Genomic DNA, 16,811 nt, shown 5'->3' with positions numbered 1-16,811 from the left:
TAGTGGATGCCTATTTAGTGATGAAAGCGCTCCGCGGACTGGCGGGCCAGCTCACGGATGCCATCCCAATCTTCCGCTTCCACCATTGCTTTGGGTGTTAGCCAGGAGCCACCTACGCACATCACATTGGGCAGCGATAGATAATCATCGGCGTTGTCGACGGTGATACCGCCAGTGGGACAGAAGCGGGCTTCAGGAATCGGCGCGCCAAACGCTTTGATGGCTTTGGCTCCACCGCTGGATTCCGCCGGGAAGAACTTGAACCGACGGTAGCCGTACTGCCAGCCGGTCATTAGTTCAGAAACTGTCGAGACCCCCGGCAGCATGGGCACCGGGCTTTCAACACCGTAACGATAGAGGGCTTCCGTGGCGCCTGGTGTTACCACAAAGTCAGCGCCAACCTGCTCGGCCTGGCGATACTGGGCAGGCGTCAGCACCGTGCCCACGCCAATGCTGGCACCTGGCAACGCTTCACGCATACGCTTAACCGCTTCAAGCGCGCAGTCAGTTCGCAAGGTAATTTCTAATACGGTTAAGCCACCCTCTACCAGGGCGCGGCCTAGCGGTACCGCATCTTCCAAACGCTCGATAGTGATGACCGGAATCACCTCGGCTTTCAAGCAGATGCTATCCAGCTCTGCAGTGCGTGTAGAAGGTAACTGTTTGTCGATAGTCATTAGTGAGTCTCCAAGCAACTTATTATTGGCTAAGGCAGTTAGCGCTCAAGGCGCCCAATAAATGGCCAGCGGGCAGGTTAAAAAGGCACGAATAGGCAGTTGACGAACATCGTCGCCACTTAGTGCCTTGGCCAATACGGCGCGTTTATCATCGCCGGTAATATGCAGAATATGCCGCCGCGCCTGATGCAGGCGATCGGCGGAAAAGGTGATCCGGGGTTGCGGCTGACTAGGCGTTCTTACCGCCACTAACAGCTCCTCGGTGGCAAGGGCCAGGGTCAGTTCAGGACTATCGGGAAATAGTGACGCCGTATGACCATCACCGCCCATACCTAGAATCACCACGCTGGCAGGCCACGCTAGCGATTCCGCTTGCTTGGCAACTTCATCAACGCCCTCTTCAGGTGTAGCCGCGCTGCAAGTTAACGGTATAAAAGTGGCCGCCGATGCTTCGCCCTGTAGAAGATGCTCACGCACCAACTTGGCGTTGCTATCGCTGCTCTGCTCGTCTACCCAACGCTCATCGGCCAGCGTTACATCTACCCGATCCCAGGGCAGCGGCTTGGCCGCCAGTGCCTTAAAAAAGGGCACTGGCGTAGAGCCACCAGAAACGACCAGTAGGACGCGCTCCTGATGGTTTAAATCTTCTTGCAGCCCTTGAAACACAGCTTCGGCAAGCTGCTCGGCCAACTGTTGGCGTGCTTGGCTCATATTAATAATCCTCGTACCAGCTGCGTCCATCCTGAGTAATCATGGCAATAGAAGCGACCGGCCCCCAAGAGCCTGCTGGATAACGACGCGGCGGCGTGTCGCGTTTTTTCCAGCCATCAATGAGCTGGTCGCACCAGCGCCAGGCGTGTTCAATTTCATCGCGACGCACGAACAGGTACTGCTGACCTTTCATGACTTCGAGCAGCAGGCGCTCGTAAGCATCGGGTATCCGCGATTTGGGAAATGCGCTGTTGAAGTCCAAATGCAGCGGCCCCGGGCGCAGACGCATGCCTTTATCCAAACCGCTATCTTTGGTCAATACTTGCAGGGCAATACCCTCTTCCGGCTGCAGGCGAATAATCAACTTATTAGAGGCGATGCCGCGCTGATCCGGGTCGAAGATATAGTGGGGCTGCTGACGGAAGTGAATGACGATCTGCGAGAGCTTCTCCGGCATGCGTTTACCGGTGCGCAGATAGAACGGCACGCCTGCCCAGCGCCAGTTAGCCACTTCGGTTTTCATGGCCACAAAGGTTTCGGTCTGGCTCTGGGTATTGGCGCCCTCTTCTTCCAGGTAACCCGGCACCGACTGGCCATCGCTGGTGCCGGCGATATATTGGCCGCGAACCACATCACGGCCAAGCGCCTCGCCCACAAACGGCTTGAGCGCTTTAAGCACCTTCACCTTCTCATCGCGAATGGCGTCGGCATCCAAGTTAGAAGGCGGATCCATGGCGATTAAGCACAGCAGCTGCAGCAAGTGGTTTTGCACCATGTCCCGCAGTTGACCCGCCTGGTCGAAATAACCCCAGCGCCCTTCGATGCCCACTTTTTCGGCAACGGTAATTTCCACATGGGAGATATTGTTCTGGTTCCACTGGGTACCAAACAGCGGGTTGGCAAAACGCAGCGCAATCAGGTTCTGTACGGTCTCTTTACCTAAATAGTGGTCAATACGGTAAATCCGCGATTCGGGAAATACTTGACCAATGGCGTCGTTAATTTCAATGGATGAGTGCAGGTCGTAGCCGATGGGTTTCTCAACCACCACACGGGACTCATCGTCCAGGCTTTTACTGGCCTGCAGGTGACGGCAGATATCGCCATAAATAGGCGCACCAACGGAGAGATAGACCACCATTGGGCGCGGTGAGCCCTTTCGCCACTGGCGAATGGCGTCGTAACCTTCAACGCTGGAAAAATCGAGTTTTAAATAATCTAGGCGGGCGAGAAAGCGCTCAAGGCTCTGCTTATCCTGCTCGCTGCTTTTCAACCGTTTCTGCAGCGCGTCGTTAACCATTTTCCGGAACGATGCAGCGTCATGCTCATGGCGAGCCAGCCCCATAATGCGCGTGCTTTCAGGCATCAAGCCTTCGCGATCAAGATGGTATAAGGCAGGAAATAGCTTGCGCATGGCAAGATCACCCAGCGCCCCAAACAGCGCTAAATCAATAGCGTTATTCGGATCGCCCAGCGGTGCACCTTGGGAAGCAGTGGACTGGCTCATCGTCACTCCTGTTTATAATTAGGCATCTAATGTAGTTAGATTACCTAAAATTTACCGTAATACGGGTATTGTACGCAATAATTCGTGTAATTTTACTACAAAATAACCGCGGATTCTGCTCTATCGACGCACTCAGCACTTCATATCAATCCCTCTCCTTCCACTTTTACTCTACGCCCTTGATATACGCCACTGCTACGCCCCCTGAGGAGGAGGTGACCTTGCGCATAATTGGCCACTCTGCGGAAGTTGATAAATAAATGACCACAACACCAAAATGACCACAACAACAACGAGGTTATTACTCGATGGCAACGCTACGCTACTTTATCAGGCCGTTACTCACAGCCACTCTGGCTGCCAGCGCTACCCTGCCAGCCTTCGCGTTCGAAGATGACCGCTTAACCATCTGGATGGGCGACAACAAGGGCCAGGAAGGCATTCAGCTGCTGGCCGATCAGTTTCTTGAAGAGACGGGCATCGAAGTTGAGGTGGTCTTTCCGGATAACCTGACAGACCGTTTTCAACAGGCGGCAGGTAGTGGCCAAGGGCCGGATATCGTGATCTGGGCACACGACCGGATTGGCGAGTGGGCACAAAGCGGCCTATTAAAACAGATAGCGCCTAGTGACAGCTTCCGTGAGTCTTTTTATGACTTCTCTTGGGAAGCTGCCCTGTGGAATGGCGAAACCTATGGCTACCCCATTTCAGTGGAGTCACTCGGCCTCATTTACAACAAAGCCCTGGTGGACACGCCACCGGAGAGCTTTGCCGAGCTAATGCAGCTGGACGAGACGCTTTCCCAAGAGGGTAAAAAAGCCATCCTGTTCGACTACAGCGAGCCCTACTACGGCTGGACGCTGCTAGCCGCTAACGGTGGCTACCCGTTTAAACAAACTGACGCAGGCTACGACGTTACCGATATTGGCGTTAACAACCAAGGCGCCGTACAGGGTGCTGAGTTGCTGGTCGAGCTGATCGAAAGCGACGTGGTGCCGCGGGGAACCGACTACAGCATCATGGATAACCGCTTTAACAAGGGCGAAGTGGCGACCATGATTAGCGGCCCCTGGGCCTGGCCGAACCTTGAGCGCAGCGACATTGATTACGGCGTCGCCCTGCTGCCCAAGGTCGGCGACGAACGTGCCAAGCCCATGTTTGGCGTTATGACGGCAATGATCAACTCAGCGTCGCCCAATGACTTCCTGGCCGTCGAGTTCCTGGAAAACTACCTGCTCAGCGAGGAGGGTATGCGCACCTTCAACAGCGATGGGTCGCTGGGGGCCGTGGCCCACATCGACTATCAGGCCGAGCTTGCCGACAACCCCAACATCGCGGCTACCCTCGAGAACGCTGAAGTCGGTATGCCGATGCCGAACATTCCTGAAATGGGCGCCTTCTGGGCAGCTATGGAACCCGCGTTGCAAAACATCGGCAGCGGGCGTCAGTCCCCCCAGGAAGCACTGGATGCCGCCGCGCGGCGTATGCGCCAGTAGCCACTCGCCTTTCCTTCACTGCCCTGCCATGGCACACCGCTGGCAAGGCCGGGCAGTTTCGCAGGACATCTTTAATGTTTACCACGAATGCTTCGCGGGGTTTGCCCCGCCACCGCTCCCGCCATGTGGCCGAACGCTATTCCCGCTGGGCAATGCGCAGCGTGATCGGGCTGATGGTACTGGCCCTACTTTGGCTGGTGATGGCTTTTTATCTGCACGGCCAATGGGTGTTTGCGCTGCTATTTTTAGTGCTTGGCACGTCGCTGGGCGTGGTATTCAGTCGACGTTCGCTGATGAGCCACCGGTATATTTTCCCGGCAGTGGCCGGGCTTGGCGTTTTCGTTATGTTCCCGCTGGTGTATACCGTCGGCATTAGCTTCAGTAACTACAGCTCGGACAACCTGCTCAGCCAGGAGCGCGTGCGCGCTCAGCTCACCGCCCAAAGCTACCAAGCAGAGGGCGCAGCCTTTTCCTATTCGCTTTACCAGCAGGACGAGCTGGTGCGCCTCTACCTGGAAAGCGACGCTCCTGCGGGCGACAACGACCGGCTACTATCCGCCGCGATCAACCTAACTAACAGCGAAGTCCGTCGCGCTCCAACCCAAGCCGTAGACGGCCCGCCCGAAGGTGAGCCGCTTCCCATGCGCGCAGCTATCCAGGCCCGCGACGCCCTCCAGGCGCTGCGCCTGCAAACGCCCGGGGGCACCGAGCTACGCATGGCGGGCCTGCGCCAGTTCGCGCCAATGATCGACCGCTATGAGATTCGTGACAACGGCAGCCTTTATGATCAGCAGGAGGGTCAGGTGCTGACGCCGGATAACGATATCGGCTTTTTCGTCACCGAGAACGGCGAACGCATCACCCCTGGGTGGCCGGTGAACGTGGGCTTCACCAACTACAGCAAGATCTTCACCGACCCGGATATACGCGGGCCGTTTATGCAGATATTTGTCTGGACCTTCGTGTTTGCCGGGCTCACCGTACTGTTCACGCTGGCCGTGGGGTTCGTCCTCGCCTCGCTGCTGCAGTGGGATCAGCTCAAGGGCAAGGCGGTCTATCGGACGCTGCTGATACTGCCCTACGCGGTTCCAGCGTTTATTTCGATTCTGATTTTCAAAGGCATGTTCAATCAGCATTTTGGTGAGGTGAACATGATTCTGGAGGCACTGTTCGGCATTTCGCCGGAGTGGTTTACCGACCCCTGGCTAGCCCGAACCATGCTGCTGATCGTCAATACCTGGCTGGGCTACCCCTACATGCTGTTGCTGTGCATGGGGCTGATTCAGTCGATCCCCGGCGATCTTTACGAGGCCTCGGCGGTAGACGGCGGCGGGCCGATCACCAACCTGATGAAGATCACTCTGCCGCTGATCATCAAGCCACTCACGCCGCTGTTAATCGCCGCCTTTGCATTCAACTTCAATAACTTCGTACTGATTGCGCTGCTCACCGGGGGCAGCCCGGACATTCTGGGTGCCAGCACGCCCGCGGGCACCACCGACCTGCTGGTGAGCTATACCTACCGCATCGCCTTCCAGGATGCCGGCCAGAACTTCGGTCTGGCGGCAGCCATTGCTACGCTGATCTTCCTGCTGGTGGTGGGCATGTCGGTGGTGAATTTGCGGCTTTCCAAGGTTAAAGTTTAGGAGGTTTACGATGGCGATGGTTCAACCCCGCTCCATTCGCGCACGGCGATGGGGCGCCCATATGGCGCTGATCGGCTTTGTTTCACTGATCGTGTTTCCGCTGCTGTTGGTAATTTCAATCTCGTTTCGTGAGGGAAACTTTGCCTCGGGGAGCTTGATCCCCGAGCGCTTCTCGTTGGAGCACTGGTCACTGGCGCTGGGTATTCCCTGGGAGCGCCCGGACGGTAGCATCGTCCAGCCCCCCTTTCCGGTACTGCTGTGGCTGTGGAACTCCATCAAAGTAGCAGTCGTGTCATCGGTATTAATTCTTATGTTAGCAACCACCAGCGCCTACGCCTTTGCCCGTATGCGCTTTAAGGGCAAGGAGCCGCTGTTGAAAGGCATGCTGATTTTCCAGATGTTCCCCGCCGTGCTCTCGCTGGTGGCGCTCTACGCACTGTTCGACCGGCTGGGTCAGTTCGTCGGCTGGCTGGGGATCAACACCCATGGCGCGCTGATTGTCGCCTCGCTCGGCGCGGTAGCGCTGCATATATGGACGATCAAGGGCTACTTCGAATCCATCGACGGGTCGCTCGAAGAAGCTGCCATGGTGGACGGGGCAAGCACCTGGCAGGCGTTTCGCTACATCCTGCTGCCGCTGTCGGTACCGATTCTGATGGTGGTGTTCATCCTGGCGTTTGTGATGAGCATCATGGAGTACCCCATGGCATCGGTGCTGCTAGTGGATGAGCATAAGCTCACCCTCGCGGTGGGCGCCCAGCAGTACCTGGCCGACCATAATCAGCGCTGGGGCGACTTCGCCGCCGCTGCCGTGCTCTCGGGGCTGCCAATCACCGTGGCGTTCCTGATCTGCCAGCGTTGGATTATTGGTGGATTAACCGCCGGGGGCGTTAAAGGTTAAATCTAACGAAGGTGTTTAACTAGCTTGCCCAAACCCAGCAGAGTGCTGGGTTTTTTTGTTTTTTTACAGACTTTTTATGGAAGGTCATGGTGTCATAGCAAATATTAAGAATACTAAACGGCGAGCTGGGCATATGACTCCATTCACACCATGGTTTTACCGTAGCAGGAATGCGTATCGGCACTGGGCACCTGTTTTTAAAATTATTTCGATTCTCTGGGTTGTGCTAGCTCTGTTCATGATGGTGCCTTTCGTCGTACTGCTAATTGAGAGAGACCCTGATGCACCCGCCTTCGGTGTTTCCATTCTGATTGTACTTGGCGCCGCAGCGCTTACTTGGTTACTCACCTATCGCACAGCTTTAGAGTTGAAGCCATGGCAGATGTTTATTCTTACCGCCGCCAGTTGGGTCACCATTAGCGGTTTTGCCAGCCTGCCGCTGGTGCTGGGCGCCCCACAGTTAACCTTCACCAATGCGGTGTTTGAATCGGTATCAGCGATAACTACGACGGGATCCACGATTCTGGTCGGTATTGAGCACTTTTCCGATGGATTGAAGCTATGGAGAGGGCTCATGCAATGGATGGGCGGCATCGGCATTATCGTCATGGGTATTGCGATTTTGCCGTTTCTTAAAGTAGGTGGTATGCGGTTGTTTCACACCGAGTCGTCCGACTGGTCGGATAAAGTGATGCCACGCACTGGCGGTATTGCCAAAGCGACGCTAACGATCTATGTCAGCCTAACCCTGGTCGCGATTGGTAGTTATTGGTTCGGCGGGATGACGCTCTTAGACGCCACCGTACATGGTATGACGTCGCTTTCTACCGGCGGCTTTGCCAATTCCGACGCTTCCTTCGGCGCCTATAGCGAACAGCCATGGCTGCTGTGGATGGCCAGTTTTTTCATGCTGAGCGGTGCGCTTCCCTTTGTACTGTATATCCGTTTTATACGCGGGTCGCGCAGTGCCCTATGGAACGATCAGCAGGTACTTGGGCTGTTAAAGCTCTTGATGGCCGCGATTTTGCTAATCAGTGTCTGGCGCATCACCCAGGGCGACAACTGGTTTGAATCGCTCACCCACGTTACCTTTAACATTATTTCAGTGGTAACCACCACCGGCTATGCATCGGATGATTACACCCAGTGGGGGGCGCTGCCGGTGGTCGCTTTTTTCTACCTGACCTTTGTGGGCGGCTGCAGCGGCTCTACTAGCGGCGGAATGAAAATCTTCCGGTTTCAGATTGCTTCTTTAATGCTGCTTAACCAGTTGCGTTACCTCATCCATGCCAATGGTGTGTTTACCACTCGCTATAACCATCAGCCGGTCACCAGTGATATCTCGCGCAGCGTAGTGGCCTTCTCGTTCTTCTTTTTTATCACCATAGCGGCACTGGCGTTGAGCCTCTCTGCCCTGGGGTTGGATTTAGTCACCGCTCTTTCCGGTGCCGCCACCGCAGTCACCAATGTGGGCCCTGGTCTAGGCGATATCATCGGCCCCGCAGGTAATTTTGCCCCCCTACCCGACGCGGCGAAATGGTTGCTATGCATTGGCATGCTGATGGGGCGGTTAGAAATACTCACCGTCGTGGTGTTACTGACCCCAATGTTCTGGCGGCGCTAGCCGATCATTTTGAAGGACGTTCGTGAAGGACAATCGTGTCATGACGTTTAGAAAACCGATGTTCAAACCCTTTGGGCAGATTGCGAACCAGTTGCGCTTGCCAATGCCGTCAGAAATCCTGATTGCGCTGGCGAGCACGCTAATTGCTCTGCTAATCGCCTGGGGACTATATACCTGGCTAGCCTTGGCTAATCTTTCGCTGATTTTTCTTACGGCGGTTCTCGCCAGTGCGGTGTTAGCAGGAAGCTACGCAGCTCTGCTATGTGCCGTACTGGGGTTTCTGACGTTTAATTTTTGCTTCACCGTTCCGCACTTTTCGTTAGCGGTTGAAGAGCAAGAGCAACTGCTAACACTGCTGTTCTTTCTATTAGTCGCACTGGTAGTCGGCAAGCTCGCCGGAGACAGCCGCCAACGCCTGCTGGAGCTTAGTGCCGCTCGCTTGGCTGAAGAGCAGGAGAGGTTGCGTTCAGCGCTGCTATCGTCGGTTTCCCACGACCTGCGCACTCCGCTAGCGTCGATTATTGGCGCGGCCAGCTCGCTTCGCACTCTTGATGCACAGCTCAGTCAACAGGATCGCTTTGCGTTACTAGATGGCGTATTAAGCGAAAGTGAACGCCTTAACCGCTATATACAGAATTTGTTGGACATGACCCGACTAGGGCATGGCGATATGAAAATCGAGCGCGATTGGGTGGCGTTTGATGATTTAGTTACTTCTGCGCGGAAGCGACTGGGCAGTGCCCTTGAAGGTTTCCAAGTCGAGCAGCACTGGTCAAAAGAGCTACCACTACTTTACGTTCACCCCGCCCTGATTGAGCAAGCGCTGGTCAACGTGCTTGAAAATGCGGCGCGCTTCTCACCACCTAATGGCCATATCACTATCGAAGCCCAATGTCGTGATGATAAAAGGGCTGGAGACCCGTCCATCTTATTGTTTTCGGTTACCGACCAAGGCCCTGGCATACCCGAAGCACTACGCGAGCGCGTGTTCGATATGTTTGTCACCGGTAACGACGGCGATCGCAGCCTGCACGGTAGCGGCCTGGGGCTGGCGATTTGTCGGGGAATGCTTGGCGCCCACGCGGGTCAAATCCACGCAAGCCCTGGGCCTGACAATGTTGGCACCAGGATTACCATGACGCTGCCCCTATCGGCACCCAGCAAGGACGCTGAGAATGAGCACTGATCAAGCGCGCGTATTAGTCATTGATGACGAGCCACACATTCGCCACTTTTTGCGTATCAGCCTCACCTCTCAAGGATTTCAGGTGATTGAGGCGGCCAGTGGTCGCGAAGGGTTGGAAAAACTCAATGCTGATGCCCTCACCGCTAATGCAGACATCGTTTTACTGGATCTTGGTCTGCCAGACATGGATGGACAGCAAGTACTCGACTCGATCCGCAAGCATAGTGAGGTACCCGTGATCATTGTTTCGGTGCGCGGCCATGAGGCTGAAAAAGTGCGCGCCCTGGATAACGGGGCAAGCGACTATGTTACCAAACCATTCGGCATTCAAGAGCTGCTGGCACGTATTCGAGCCCTATTAAGGCGGCGCGCCAACCCAAGCGCCCAGCGTTTCCAGCATGGCGGCTTGATCGTCGACCTGGCCGCTTACCAAGTGAGCCTGCACGGCGAGGCCATTCATCTAACGCCTAAAGAGTTCGCCGTGCTGGCCCAGCTTATTGCTTCAGCTGGGCGAGTGGTCACGCAGACCCAGCTATTACGACAGGTATGGGGCCCAACTCACCAGGAAGATACGCATTACTTGCGCATAGTGGTGAGCAAGTTGCGTCAAAAGCTAGGTGATGACCCCCAGTCCCCCTCCCTTCTGCAAACTGAACCCGGCATTGGTTACCGACTCTCTTTTGAGCCTGACCGTGAGGACAAGACCGTATGAAAATTATTATTCTCGGCGCCGGCCAGGTCGGCGGCACACTGGCAGAACACCTCGCCCGCGAGGAAAACGACATCACCGTCGTTGACACTGACACCAAAAAACTGCGCGAGCTGCACACCAAAATCGATATCCGCACGGTCACCGGGGCAGGTTCCTACCCGATTGTGTTGCGCCAGGCAGGCTGTGAAGACGCCGATATGTTGATCGCTGTCACCAACAGCGACGAGATCAATATGATCGCCTGCCAGGTCGCCCATACGCTGTTTCGCACGCCGACTAAAATTGCCCGGGTGCGCGCCACCGCGTATTTGACCCGTAAAGGCCTTTTTGCCCACGAAGCGATCCCCATTGATGTACTGATCAGCCCCGAGCAGGTGGTCACCGACCACGTACGCCGCCTGATCGAGCACCCCGGTGCCCTGCAGGTGCTGGAGTTTGCCGGTGGCCTGGTACAGCTGGTGGCGGTGAAAGCGTTCTACGGTGGCCCGCTGGTGGGCCAGGATTTGGCCTTTCTGCGCCACCATATGCCCAACGTGGATACCCGGGTGGCGGCGATTTACCGCCGTAACCGCCCAATCATTCCCCGTGGCGATACGGTCATCGAGGCTGACGACGAGGTGTTCTTCCTCGCCGCCCGCCGGGATATTCGCGCAGTGATGAGCGAGCTGCGCCGGGTCGAGCGGGACTTCCGCCGGGTAGTGATCGCCGGGGGTGGTAATATCGGCGAGCGGCTGGCGGAGCATTTGGAGCATAGCCACCAAGTCAAGATCATCGAGCACAGCCTGGAGCGCTGCACCACCCTCTCCGAGCGGCTGGATCGCACCGTGGTGCTCCATGGCAGCGCCACCAGCAAGCGCTTACTGGAAGAGGAGAATATCGAAGAGTGCGATATCTTCTGCGCGCTGACCAACGACGACGAGGTCAATATCATGTCGTCGCTACTCGCCAAGCGTTTGGGGGCGAAGAAGGTGCTGACGCTGATCAACAACGCCGCCTATGTGGACTTGGTGCAGGGGGGCGAGATCGATATCGCTATTTCTCCCCAGCAGGCGACCATTGGCAGCCTGCTGACCCACGTGCGCCGGGGCGATATCGTCAACGTCCACTCGCTGCGCCGGGGCGCCGCCGAGGCCATTGAAGCCATCGCCCACGGCGACAAGCAGTCATCAAAAGTGGTAGGCCGTACCATCCGCGATATCGCACTGCCCGACGGCACCACCATCGGTGCGATTGTGCGCGGCAAGGAAGTCATCATCGCCCACGGCGATGTGATGGTTGAGAGCGGCGACCACGTGATTCTATTCGTGATCGACAAGCGCCGCATTCGCGACGTGGAGCGCCTGTTCCAGGTCGGCTTGACGTTCTTTTAACTGGCGCTTTTGAGTGGCTAAATCTCGACCGCGCGGCCAATAAACTCAATCGGCCCGGTGGGCAGGCCGGTTGGTGAGCCGGTTTCGTCTTCCAGCGTTAGCTCAAATAGCTGGTTATCCTCAAGAGGCGGCAGTTCATCCAAGCGCAAACGGATCGGCTGCCCTGGTTCCACTAAGCCAAGCGATACAGGGGCCTGCCACTCATCTGCTTTGGTCCAAAACTCAAGCGCTTTACCTTCAGGTACTTCGAAACTACCCAATGGGATCAGCTCGATTTCCTGGCGTGATGAGGCCTGCACTACCCAACCCGCTGACTGCGTTTGCGGAGCAAGCAGAACCACCATGTACTCGGGGGTCGTCGGTTCAGTTACTTCATTGGCCAGCATCACGCCCAATACTAACGCCGCCGCTAAGCCAAACCCGGCAGCGCCGCGCCAAAGCGGCAGGCTGTGCAGCATGCGGCGAGGTCTTGGCGGCACGACAGAGGCAGGTCGAGCACGCTTAGCAAGCGCTTCCCGTGACGCTAAGCTGCGCTCAATACGCGGCCATAAATTGTCAGAAGGCGTTACCGGGTCGGTGATAGCGGTATAGGGCAAGAAACGCTCTTCCCAAGCCATCACGGCTTGTTGCAATTCAGGCTCGTTAGGTAGCCGGGCCTCTAGCGCCTTACGCTGCTCTAACGAAAGCGTACCCAGCACGTATTCACCCGCTAAAGTATGGTCGTCTTGGTGTTCGTGCTGACTGGGGCGGCTCATGCCATACACTCCCGTAGGCGCAGCAAACTGCGTTTGATCCAGGCTTTTACGGTTCCCAGCGGCGCGCCGGTATGCGCCGCAATTTCCGCATGACTAAGGCCGTCAACATAGGCATGGAGTACGCAGTTACGCCGCTCCGGCTCAAGCGCTTCCAAACAGCTATCCATCCGCTGGCCGGTTTGCCAATCGAAAGCTTCATCGGCAACGGAGGCGTGCTGAAAATGTTCATCGAGATCTAATTCGGTGGGATCGTGATTATCAAAAGTGACTTCACGGTCGCGATAACGGATAGCGTTCAGTGCCAGGTGACGCGCCACGCTAAATATCCACGTCCGCGCGGATCCTTTGGCGGGATCAAAACTATCGGCATGCTGCCAAATATTAAGACAGGCATCGTGGACAATATCCTCGGCCATACCACGATCCTTGACGATTCTTATGACGACGCCTAATAGTCGGGCACCTTCATGAACATAGAGTTGGTGCAAGGCGTCATGCTCGCCACGGGCACAGTTGGCTAATGCCGCAGCATGATCAAATTCTGAATACACGTCAGTCAAACCCTAGCTCCCTGGTGACGGCACCGACGCCAGTCGTCGTTCTCAGAGACAGCATAGCCGCTGGGGACTCGACAGACGAGCCCCCAGCGGAATTAACATTCCAGTCGACTTATTCAGCAACCCAGAAGATATAGTCCGCCTGGTAGGTCACTACCGCAGTAGCTCCATCGTGATCCATATCGCAGGTGACGTCCGGGGCAACACCACCCTGAGTGTTCAGGCGCTGAATGTAACTAACACCGCTCATAGCGCCTTCGCCTTCAGCCGGATTGGCTTCCACAAATTGAAGTGGAATGTTGCCATCACCATTAGCGGCCGTGGCTAGCTGAGTGCCGGTAATTTTTGAGCCATCCAACGCTTCCCAGGTGGCTGGCGGGCCGTAATAGCTTCCTACCTGTGTGCCTTCGCTGTCGTTAAGCGCAGCGTGAGGGCCTTTGAATACCCAGCCCATGTTGCCGTCGTCCTGGGTTTCGCACATGTAGGTAATAGCGCCAACGCCTACGGTTTCGAGAGCGACGGTGTTGCCGTCCGGCACCTGGACTTCCGCGGGCGTCATGTCTGCCAGCGCGACGTGACTGAAGGATGCAATCAAGGTAGCGGCGAGTGCTGCACGCGTAAGAGGTTGGATGGTCATTTTCAGTCTCCTCAAAGGGGTTTTATCAGCCGCCTTAAATAGCGCCTGTATAGGGATTACCCGCGAGGAGACGTATTGGATGCACTTTTATTGAAAAAAATAAGATGGGCGATTATTGGCTTACCCCATCTACCACCACCTGCCGCGGGCAGGCACTCCCCTGTAGATCAAAAAGATGGCAATGCTGGCCCGCTAAACCCAAGTCGATCGTTTGGCCTTCGGTTAGTTGCGTTAAGCCATCCAAACGCTGGGTTAAGGTAGCGTCTATACCGTCTACCTGCAGATGCGCCAGGGTTTCGTAACCCAGCTTTTCCGCCACCATTAATCTCGCTGTCAGCCGAGCCTCCGCCTGTTCAGGCGATACAAAATCTTCCGCCCGCAATCCCAAAGTGGCGCCATCACCGGAATGGAGGTGCTTGCCATTGACCGCCACCGTCAGTGTCTCCCCGTTAGGCAAACGCACTACCGTTTGGCGCTCACCCGGGTCGACTACCGTCACCGGGAAGGTATTGATGCGCGGCGAGCCGATAAACTCCCCCACCTCTAAGGTTTTGGGAAAGTGATAAAGCGAGAGCGGCGCACCTACCTGGGCGATTCTTCCCCGGGAAAGCAGCACAATGCGGTCAGCCAGCGTCATCGCCTCCACTTGGTCGTGGGTCACGTAGATCATGGTGGCGTTCAAGCGCTTATGCAGCGCAGCGATCTGCACCCGCATATCCACCCGCAGCGCGGCGTCCAGGTTAGAGAGCGGCTCGTCGAACAGAAACACAGCAGGCTCTTTGACCAGCGTGCGGCCAATGGCTACCCGCTGGCGTTGGCCGCCGGAGAGGTCTTTGGGCTTACGCTCCAATAGCTCGGTGAGGTGTAACATCTCGGCGGCGTGTTGAACGCGGCGGTGAATTTCCGCTTTGTCGGTGCGGGCCAGCTTCAGGCCAAAAGCCATGTTCTCGGCCACGCTCATATGCGGGTAGAGGGCGTAGGATTGGAACACCATGCCGATATCCCGTTCCTGGGGCGGAATCTCGTTTATCCGCTGGCCATCCAACTGCATATCCCCTTCGCTGATATCTTCAAGCCCGGCAATCATGCGCAGCAGCGTGGACTTTCCGCAGCCGGAGGGGCCAACAAAGACTACAAACTCGCCGTCTTCGATGGTGAGATCGATATCCCGCGAAATTTCCACGCCATCAAAAGATTTACCGATACCACTTAGCGTTAGACGTCCCATGGTGCGTTCTCCTCAAGCTGGGGGCAGCGGGCAATGGCCACGCCATAGGGCGGAAGGGAGAGTTGCGGAAGCGACAGTTGGCTGCCCTGCCACTCACCGGTTAGCCACGCGGGGGCATCGGCAATGGCTTCTGTGCCTTCAGGTACCGAACGAATGACCGTTTGGCTGCTAAAATTCAGTGCAATCAGTAACCGTGTTTGCTGGTAGGTGCGCTCAAGACAGAGCACATCGTCACGCACAGCGTGATAGCGCACATTGCCCTTCACCAACGCAGGCTGAGTACGGCGGAAGGCTAAAAAATCGCGGTAGGCATTGAGCAATGAATCGGTGTCGTTATCTTGCTGGTCAACGGCGAGGCTAGCATGAGTGTCAGGCACCGGTAGCCAGGGTGTGGCGCTGCTGAAGCCTGCATGGCGAGCATCGGCCTGCCAGGGGTGCGGCGTTCGGCAGCCGTCTCGGCCTCTATAAGCTGGCCAGAAGGTAATACCCGCAGGGTCAACCAACTGTTCAAACGTTAGCTGAGCTTCGGGCAGTCCTAACTCTTCACCTTGATAAAGGCATACGCTACCGCGCTGAGTGAGTAGAAACACCATATAAAGGCGCAGCTTATCCAGCTGCCCTTCCGCCTGCCAGCGAGTTGCCAGCCGCGTCACGTCGTGGTTGCCCAGCGCCCAGCAGGGCCAGCCATCGCCAATGCGCGCTTCCATTTCGGTTAGCGTTTCGTGCAAGTAGCCGGGGTCGTATTTGTCGGTGAGCAGGTTGAACGAGTAGCACATATGTAGCCGCTTACCGCCCTGGGAGTATTCCGCCATCACGCCCAAGGCATCGTCGTCGCCCACCTCGCCCACGCTAGTGGTGCCGGGGTACTCATCCAGCAGCGCGCGCAGCCGCTCCAGAAACAACAGGTTCTCCGGCTGGGTTTTATCGTATTGGTGGAGCTGGTAGCCGTAGGGGTTGTCGGGGCGAACACCTAGAAAGCTTTCGGTCATCTCCTGGCGCGGCGGGTTATCTTTTAGCTCGCCGTGGGTGCAGAAGTTCACCGCATCCAGCCGGAAGCCATCCACGCCCCGCTCTAGCCAGAAGCGCACTTCCTCCAGCATGGCATCGACCACCGCAGGTGTGCGGAAATTTAAATCCGGCTGGCTAGCCAGGAAGTTATGCAGATAGTACTGGCAGCGGCGGGTGTCCCACTGCCAGGCGCTGCCACCAAACACGGATTGCCAGTTAGTGGGCGGCGCGCCATCGGGCTTAGGGTCAGCCCAAACGTACCAGTCGGCTTTGGAATTATCACGACTTTGGCGACTCTCTTCGAACCAGGCATGCTGATCGGCAGTGTGCGACATGACTTGATCAATGGTGACTTTTAGCCCCCTGGCATGGGCACCCTCGACTAAACGGTCGAAATCCTCCAGGGTGCCAAACATCGGATCAACATCGCGATAGTTGCTGATGTCGTAGCCGAAGTCTTTCATCGGTGAGGTAAAGAATGGCGACAGCCAAATCGCATCGACGTTAAGCGAGGCGATGTAATCGAGCTTGTCGATCACGCCTTTTAAGTCGCCAATGCCGTCGCCGTTGCTGTCCATAAAGCTGCGCGGGTAGATTTGATAAATCACGGCGCCGCGCCACCAGTCGGCCCCTTGGCTGCCAACGTAGTGGGAAGTAGAGGTTGTCTGCATCATTGTTTTGTCCTTGCCATAGTTCTTGTCACAGTTCTTGACATAGTTCTTGCTGGTTACTTGGCATGATGCAGGGTTGCTCACAAGATAAAATCCTCCCCCCAGGGTGACTCTGGGCGTAGGCG

15 protein-coding genes are annotated in these 16,811 nt (G+C 56.4%); 7 read left to right on the top strand and 8 right to left on the bottom strand.

The features are described from left to right. Positions 1 to 14 precede the first annotated feature (14 nt). The 3 genes from AC4EYZ_RS22255 to zwf are packed head-to-tail and all read right to left on the bottom strand — an operon-like array spanning position 15 to position 2,895. Positions 15 to 677 carry a bifunctional 4-hydroxy-2-oxoglutarate aldolase/2-dehydro-3-deoxy-phosphogluconate aldolase gene (locus AC4EYZ_RS22255; protein ID WP_022523036.1) on the bottom strand — a complete coding sequence of 221 codons (663 nt, stop codon included), beginning with the start codon at positions 675 to 677 and terminating at the stop codon, positions 15 to 17. Positions 678 to 722: 45 nt separating this feature from the next. Beyond that, positions 723 to 1,388 (bottom strand): 6-phosphogluconolactonase, encoded by a 666-nt coding sequence (gene pgl / locus AC4EYZ_RS22250; protein ID WP_474192759.1) that lies wholly within the window; start codon positions 1,386 to 1,388, stop codon positions 723 to 725. A gap of 1 nt (position 1,389) precedes the next feature. Continuing rightward, a complete protein-coding gene (gene zwf / locus AC4EYZ_RS22245; RefSeq protein WP_088699809.1) occupies positions 1,390 to 2,895 on the bottom strand; it encodes a glucose-6-phosphate dehydrogenase in 1,506 nt (501 codons plus the stop codon). Between the two features lie 308 nt (positions 2,896 to 3,203). Here zwf and malE point away from each other — a divergent pair, with 308 nt between their 5' ends. From malE to trkA, 7 genes are all read left to right on the top strand, one after another. After that, the gene (malE, locus tag AC4EYZ_RS22240; protein ID WP_490204024.1) at positions 3,204 to 4,391 is read left to right on the top strand and encodes a maltose/maltodextrin ABC transporter substrate-binding protein MalE; all 1,188 of its coding nucleotides are present in this window, start codon (positions 3,204 to 3,206) and stop codon (positions 4,389 to 4,391) included. Positions 4,392 to 4,465: 74 nt separating this feature from the next. Further along, on the top strand, positions 4,466 to 6,037 hold the full coding sequence (malF, locus tag AC4EYZ_RS22235) for a maltose ABC transporter permease MalF (protein WP_088699807.1): 1,572 nt from the start codon (positions 4,466 to 4,468) through the stop codon (positions 6,035 to 6,037). Positions 6,038 to 6,047: 10 nt separating this feature from the next. Then, a complete protein-coding gene (malG, locus tag AC4EYZ_RS22230) occupies positions 6,048 to 6,938 on the top strand; it encodes a maltose ABC transporter permease MalG (RefSeq protein WP_027957650.1) in 891 nt (296 codons plus the stop codon). 133 nt (positions 6,939 to 7,071) lie between these two features. Next, positions 7,072 to 8,562, top strand: a complete 1,491-nt coding sequence (locus tag AC4EYZ_RS22225; RefSeq protein WP_474192701.1) for a TrkH family potassium uptake protein — start codon at positions 7,072 to 7,074, stop codon at positions 8,560 to 8,562. A 40-nt stretch (positions 8,563 to 8,602) separates the two neighbouring features. Further along, the gene (locus tag AC4EYZ_RS22220; RefSeq protein ID WP_474192702.1) at positions 8,603 to 9,748 is read left to right on the top strand and encodes a sensor histidine kinase; all 1,146 of its coding nucleotides are present in this window, start codon (positions 8,603 to 8,605) and stop codon (positions 9,746 to 9,748) included. Next, positions 9,738 to 10,460: a response regulator gene (locus AC4EYZ_RS22215; RefSeq protein WP_474192703.1), complete on the top strand. Its 723-nt coding sequence runs from the start codon at positions 9,738 to 9,740 to the stop codon at positions 10,458 to 10,460. The genes AC4EYZ_RS22220 and AC4EYZ_RS22215 overlap by 11 nt, the downstream gene beginning before the upstream one ends. Continuing rightward, the gene (gene trkA, locus AC4EYZ_RS22210) at positions 10,457 to 11,830 is read left to right on the top strand and encodes a Trk system potassium transporter TrkA (protein ID WP_490204023.1); all 1,374 of its coding nucleotides are present in this window, start codon (positions 10,457 to 10,459) and stop codon (positions 11,828 to 11,830) included. Before AC4EYZ_RS22215 ends, trkA begins: the two co-directional genes overlap by 4 nt. Before the next feature lie 17 nt (positions 11,831 to 11,847). Here the strand turns inward: trkA and AC4EYZ_RS22205 are convergent, their stop codons facing one another. From AC4EYZ_RS22205 to AC4EYZ_RS22185, 5 genes are all read right to left on the bottom strand, one after another. After that, positions 11,848 to 12,585 (bottom strand): anti-sigma factor, encoded by a 738-nt coding sequence (locus AC4EYZ_RS22205; protein WP_474192967.1) that lies wholly within the window; start codon positions 12,583 to 12,585, stop codon positions 11,848 to 11,850. Beyond that, entirely contained in the window at positions 12,582 to 13,136 is a 555-nt protein-coding gene (locus AC4EYZ_RS22200) for a sigma-70 family RNA polymerase sigma factor (protein WP_236614951.1), read from the bottom strand. Before AC4EYZ_RS22200 ends, AC4EYZ_RS22205 begins: the two co-directional genes overlap by 4 nt. A 118-nt stretch (positions 13,137 to 13,254) precedes the next feature. Next, on the bottom strand, positions 13,255 to 13,779 hold the full coding sequence (locus tag AC4EYZ_RS22195) for a DUF3455 domain-containing protein (RefSeq protein ID WP_041158625.1): 525 nt from the start codon (positions 13,777 to 13,779) through the stop codon (positions 13,255 to 13,257). A 112-nt stretch (positions 13,780 to 13,891) separates the two neighbouring features. After that, positions 13,892 to 15,007 carry a sn-glycerol-3-phosphate ABC transporter ATP-binding protein UgpC gene (gene ugpC / locus AC4EYZ_RS22190; RefSeq protein WP_474192968.1) on the bottom strand — a complete coding sequence of 372 codons (1,116 nt, stop codon included), beginning with the start codon at positions 15,005 to 15,007 and terminating at the stop codon, positions 13,892 to 13,894. After that, positions 14,995 to 16,689 (bottom strand): alpha-glucosidase, encoded by a 1,695-nt coding sequence (locus tag AC4EYZ_RS22185; RefSeq protein ID WP_490204022.1) that lies wholly within the window; start codon positions 16,687 to 16,689, stop codon positions 14,995 to 14,997. The genes ugpC and AC4EYZ_RS22185 overlap by 13 nt, the downstream gene beginning before the upstream one ends. Positions 16,690 to 16,811 lie beyond the last annotated feature (122 nt).

It is taken from the genome of Vreelandella sp. 162(4c) (assembly GCF_058152265.1).
Note: the sequence above shows the minus strand (reverse complement) of the source record. Positions and strands in the feature narration are given on the sequence as shown.